Below are 3,804 nucleotides of genomic sequence, written 5' to 3'. Positions count from 1 at the left end.
CCTAGACTGAATCTTGCATTACTGGATACTAGTAGTTCACGTTGCACAATCCTATCCTAAGTTAGTACGCAAAATAAAGTTTAAGATTGTGCTTTAAGCTTTCAGGTATCGGCTTTCGGCGGTGGGTTTTGGAAAAAAGCATGGCTGTTGGCAATAAAAAACATTTGAACACTCTGTGCCTTGTGCCTGTTGCCTTGTCCCTAAAACAAAAAACTTAAATCTAATTCTACAGGGTAACTTAATACTTAACCACTAATTTCCCAATAGTGGTTCCCGACTCTAATTGCGCGTGCGCCTTTTTGAAGGTTTCGGCACTAAGTCCAGTAAGGGTGTTATTATGAGTCGAAACCAAAACTCCCTCCTCTAATAAATTGGCAACTTTATTCAAAATATGATGTTGTTCAATCATATCTTCGGTTTGGAAAGTTGAGCGCGTGTACATAAATTCCCAAGAAAAAGTAACACTTTTGCTTTTCAATTTATTCAACAAAATTGGCGTACCACTGCCTGTAATCGAATTGATATGTCCTTGGGGTTTGATAAGCTCTACAACAGCATCCCAGTATCCATTGATGTCGACAGCATCATAAATGAAATCAACAAAATGAAAACCTGCAAGACGAACCTCATTGACCAAATCTTTGTGATTTACGACCACATCGGCACCCATTTTTTTACACCATTCTATTGATTCGGGACGAGAGGCTGTAGCAATGACCGTTAGACCTAGTAATTTTTTAGCCAGTTGAATCGCAATAGAACCCACTCCACCAGCTCCACCTATAATCAACAAAGTTTTACCTTTATCTTTTTCAGGGTTTAAACGCATACGATCAAACAAGGTTTCCCAAGCCGTAAGGGCAGTCAAAGGCATAGCAGCCGAAGCTTCAATAGAAAGAGATGCGGGTTTCTTTCCAACAATTCTTTCATCAACTAGCTGAAATTCAGCATTACTTCCTGAGCGAGTAATATCTCCCGCATAATAAACTTCGTCACCTACATTGAATAGAGATACCTCCTCTCCTACCGCTTCTATAATCCCGACGGCATCCCAACCAATAATTTTGGGGTTCTCTAAAACAGTATCTTTTGCGGCATTCTGACGGATTTTAGTATCTACAGGATTGATGGATACAGCCTGAATTTTCACCAATAAGTCTCGTCCAGACGGCTTGGGTATTGATGTTTCAAACTCGATAAAACTGTCTGGTACAGATATAGGCAATGAGGTTTTGAATCCGATAGCTTTCATTTTTGATGATTTTATAAAAATTAGAGAAAATAAGAAGTGTTCTGAAAATCACAACATTGGTAAAATTACAAACAAGCGGTTTATACTTCAATAAAGTTTCCCTCAAGTAGGCGTTTAAAGTCGCCTGCCTGAGGGTTTATTTAGGGAAATTTTCATTCACAATTCACAATTCAGCACTAACATCTATTGTCCGTGCGCTTTGGCACTAACCTCTTTGTTTTCTTCCCAAGAAGCAAGACGTTGTTCGTACACAGATTTTACAATAGGATAACCCACTTTTCCTAAAATTAATCTCAAAGGAGGTTCGGTCGAAGCAATTAAATTGAGTACAGGCTCAACGGTAGCTTCGGGTTTGCCATAACTATCAGGAGTACTGCCATTTCTGAAAGCCGCTTTTAAGTCATCATAAGCTGGGATTTCCTGCGTTTGCGCGGCAGAAGCTCCCGCCCAATCAGTAGAAAAACCATTTGGCTCAATCAAAGTAACATGGATACCAAATGCTTTTACTTCTGTAGCCAGTGTTTCACTCAAACCTTCGACCGCAAATTTCGAAGCATTATATAAACCAAGCGTTGGCAAAGTAAATAAGCCTAACACACTAGAAACCTGAATAATATGTCCCGATTGTTGAGCACGCATATAAGGCAATACCGCCTGAGTAACCCATAGTAACCCAAAGAAATTAACCTCCATTTGTTGACGTGCCTCAGCTTCAGTAGTTTCTTCGACAGCACCAAAAAGACCGTATCCCGCATTATTGATAAGAACGTCGATACGACCAAAATGTTTATGGGCTTTTTCGACCGTTTCCAACACTTGTTCACGATTGGTAACATCTAAAGGCAATGGTAAAATTTGCGAACCGAAAGCCTCGACCAAGTCGTTTAAATCATCCGTTTTGCGTGCAGTAGCCACGATGTTATGACCTTGTTCTAAAAGAGCTTTTGCCCATATTTTCCCGAACCCACGAGAAGCACCAGTAATAAGAATCACTTTTGACATAAGAATAATTGTTTTGTTTGATGTGACAAAATTACTGAATGCCCCAAGCTCGAGGCTTATACAAAATTCCGAAGATATGATACATTTTTACGGAGTTACTCGAATCAGCAGTAGAACACTATGCAACAGGACGCTTACCTTAAGCAGAGGATTTATTTTCGTAAAAATATAAATCACAAATAATATGAAATCCCTTATTAATGTCATAGGACTCATTGTAGTATCTTTTTTTTGTAGTTTCAAAAAAGAAAACCCAATCACTTTTAACACTACCAGTATCAAAGCGCCTTTTGGTACAGTTAGTGTAAAAGCCCCAAATTTTAGTAAATCACCCAAATTTTCAATTCTTGATTTTGGAGCTGAAAAAGGAAATCAAGAAAAAACAACTCTAGCTATTTCAAAAGCCATCACACAAGCAAATAAATTAGGAGGAGGCACAGTTATCGTACCAGCGGGAGAATGGTTAACGGGCAAAATTCATTTGAAAAGCAATGTCAATTTACATCTAGAAAAAGGAGCAACACTCCTATTTTCGGGTAATCCTACGGACTATTTACCGACTGTACCTAGTACATGGGAAGGCATGGAATGTTATAACTATTCGCCCTTAATTTATGCCTATCAGTGTAAAAATGTAGCTATTACGGGAGAAGGAGAAGTAAAAGCACAAATGGATACATGGAAAATTTGGTTTGCTAGACCGAAACCCCACATGGAAAGCATCAAGCGACTGTATTTGCAAGGCATCAGCTATACTCCTGTAATTCAGCGCCAAATGGTGAACGACACAGCACATTTACGTCCACAATTTATTCAATTTAATCGCTGTGAAAATGTTTTACTTGAAGGGATTTCGATTCGAAATAGCCCATTCTGGACCATACACCCATACCTATGTAAAAACGTTATTATTCGTAAAGTCAACGTGTACGCACACGGGCACAACAACGATGGCGTAGACCCCGAAATGAGTCAAAATGTATTGATTGAAGACTGTGTTTTTGATCAAGGTGACGACGCCATTGCTATCAAATCAGGTAGAAATCCAGAAGGCTGGAGATTAAAAACACCTTCAAAAAACATCATTATTCGAAACTGTTTGGTCAAAAACGGACATCAACTAGTAGCCATAGGCAGTGAGTTATCAGGAGGAATTGAGAATGTGTGGATACAAAACTGTGAAGTAGTAGACGGCGCGAAGCTCTTTCATTTATTATTTATCAAGACCAATGAAAGAATGGGCGGATATGTCAATAACATTTATGTAGAAAACATAAAATCAGGAAAAATTGACCAAGGCATATTAGGCATCGAAACCGATGTTTTATATCAATGGCGTAACTTAGTACAGACCTTCGAAAAAAGGCTTACCCCTATCAAAAATGTATTTTTGAATAACGTTCAAGCGTCAGAAGTCAAGTTTATTTCAAGAATATTAGGGCAAAAAGAATTACCTATAGAGAACATCCAACTCAAAAAAGTAAGCGCCGTCAAAATCACAAACCAATCCTCCATACATGAAAATGTAAGCAATTTTAAATCAGAGTAAA

At 38.5% G+C, this 3,804-nt stretch carries 3 protein-coding genes; 1 reads left to right on the top strand and 2 read right to left on the bottom strand.

What is annotated here, in order from left to right; all coding sequences use genetic code 11:
* Positions 1 to 238: 238 nt before the first annotated feature.
* Positions 239 to 1,252, bottom strand: coding sequence for a zinc-binding alcohol dehydrogenase family protein (locus tag ACOVQ4_RS16815; RefSeq protein ID WP_421821782.1), 1,014 nt, complete (start codon positions 1,250 to 1,252; stop codon positions 239 to 241).
* 183 nt (positions 1,253 to 1,435) lie between these two features.
* Entirely contained in the window at positions 1,436 to 2,254 is an 819-nt protein-coding gene (locus tag ACOVQ4_RS16810) for an oxidoreductase (protein WP_421821781.1), read from the bottom strand.
* Between the two features lie 184 nt (positions 2,255 to 2,438).
* Here ACOVQ4_RS16810 and ACOVQ4_RS16805 point away from each other — a divergent pair, with 184 nt between their 5' ends.
* Positions 2,439 to 3,803, top strand: a complete 1,365-nt coding sequence (locus ACOVQ4_RS16805) for a glycoside hydrolase family 28 protein (protein WP_421821780.1) — start codon at positions 2,439 to 2,441, stop codon at positions 3,801 to 3,803.
* The last annotated feature ends 1 nt before the right edge of the window (position 3,804 follow it).

Origin of the sequence: Flectobacillus sp. (genome assembly GCF_049240685.1) — a bacterium.
Lineage (GTDB): Bacteria > Bacteroidota > Bacteroidia > Cytophagales > Spirosomataceae > Flectobacillus.
This window is presented reverse-complemented; position numbering and strand designations above follow the sequence as displayed.

Coding starts and splice junctions, on each gene's coding strand:
- ACOVQ4_RS16815 (WP_421821782.1), bottom strand. CDS start 1,252: ATGAAAGCTATCGGATTCAAAACCTCATTGCCTATATCTGTACCAGAC.
- ACOVQ4_RS16810 (WP_421821781.1), bottom strand. CDS start 2,254: ATGTCAAAAGTGATTCTTATTACTGGTGCTTCTCGTGGGTTCGGGAAA.
- ACOVQ4_RS16805 (WP_421821780.1), top strand. CDS start 2,439: ATGAAATCCCTTATTAATGTCATAGGACTCATTGTAGTATCTTTTTTT.